This window comes from Psychrobacter sp. 1Y4, from assembly GCF_051847555.1.
This window is the reverse complement of the sequence record NZ_JBPYDE010000077.1, coordinates 1-1,307: the sequence shown is the minus strand read 5'-3', so window position 1 is coordinate 1,307 and position 1,307 is coordinate 1. Positions and strand designations below refer to the sequence as shown.

General features: G+C 44.3%; 2 protein-coding genes and 1 pseudogene. All 3 read left to right on the top strand.

Features of this window, described 5'->3' with window-relative positions:
• A pseudogene (locus ACS8FC_RS14280) lies at window positions 1-125 on the top strand (YqgE/AlgH family protein); the annotation flags it as partial.
• 64 nt (window positions 126-189) lie between these two features.
• Entirely contained in the window at window positions 190-771 is a 582-nt protein-coding gene (ruvX, locus tag ACS8FC_RS14275; RefSeq protein WP_439297244.1) for a Holliday junction resolvase RuvX, read from the top strand.
• Window positions 772-848: 77 nt separating this feature from the next.
• The coding region (locus ACS8FC_RS14270) for a hypothetical protein (protein WP_439297243.1) at window positions 849-1,307 on the top strand (459 nt) is incomplete at its 3' end.

The window sequence follows — 1,307 nt, the reverse complement described above, 5'->3', positions numbered from 1 at the left end:
GGCTCGTCTGCCCTGCCGATCTGACTTTATTGTTTGATACGCCGTTCGAAGAGCGCTGGCAAATCGCCGCTGACAAAATCGGCGTCAACTTTGACTACCTTAGCAGTGACATCGGTCATGCTTAATAGCACATGTTCTATGAATTGCGCTTTATGAATACAGATAAAGAAATAAAGGATAGCCGTCACTATGGTGGATAGTACTTTTATGGTAGATAGCAAAGAAGCTACAGATCATGATCTTGATATAAATGGCATTGACAGTAATGAGTCTAATATCAACGGTCTTAGCGACTCTGAGCCAGAAATAAAGCCGCATCTTATTTTGGCGCTAGATTATGGTGTCAAAAAAATGGGTATGGCGCTCGGTAATAGCTTGACCCAAACCGCACGCGCTTTTGATATCTTGGCGATGAATAATGGTCAGCCAGACTGGGACAATCTCATCGGTATTATAAAGGTCTGGGGCGTGGCACAAGTCGTGGTCGGCCTGCCACTTAATATGGATGGTAGCAGCTCCATGCTCTCAAAACGCGCACATAAATTCGCGCGGCGTCTGGCTCATAGAATTATGGAGCAACACTTGCCAGTGACCGTATCATTATGTGATGAGCGTTTAACCTCTATCGAAGCAAGAGAAATCGCATGGGACAACGGCTGGATCAAGCATGAACGTGACCCGATTGATGATATCTCTGCTTGTATCCTGATGTCGACCTACTTTGCGGATCCAAATAGTAGTATCGCTATTGATGCGGTCAAAGCTGACTAATTAGGCAAAAGACACTTTTGTCTCTGTCGCACCATTTTGCTACATCGTACCTATTCACAGATAAATGACTGATTACTATGACCACTGCCCTAGACCAAGACTTGCACACTAAGTCGCAACATGGTTTTGCTCCGCTTGCTATTGCTCGTATTAGAGGCGCGCAGCGTGCAAATCAGATAGCGATCTATCTCATTTATGCGGCCATTTTGGCCTTTATAGTCTTTGGCACCATTGCCAGTATCAAGATGTTTCATGACAATCAGCTACTGTATCAACTGTTTTACAACCTGCCCTACGCATTGGTTGCGTTGACCATTCCCATTACGCTTTATGATGCTTTTGTAGTTTATCGCTACCGCTTAAATCAGCCATCGATGATTGCCATGAGTATTGGCGTATCGACCATCATATTGATCGGTGGCTTATTATTTGCCGATACGGCATGGTTAGGACTGTCCTGTTGGCTTGGTGTGGCATTTTTATTCAAGGTCAGTTTTAAGCGCTTTTTTAACTTTTTAGACGTGGCAAATACTGAC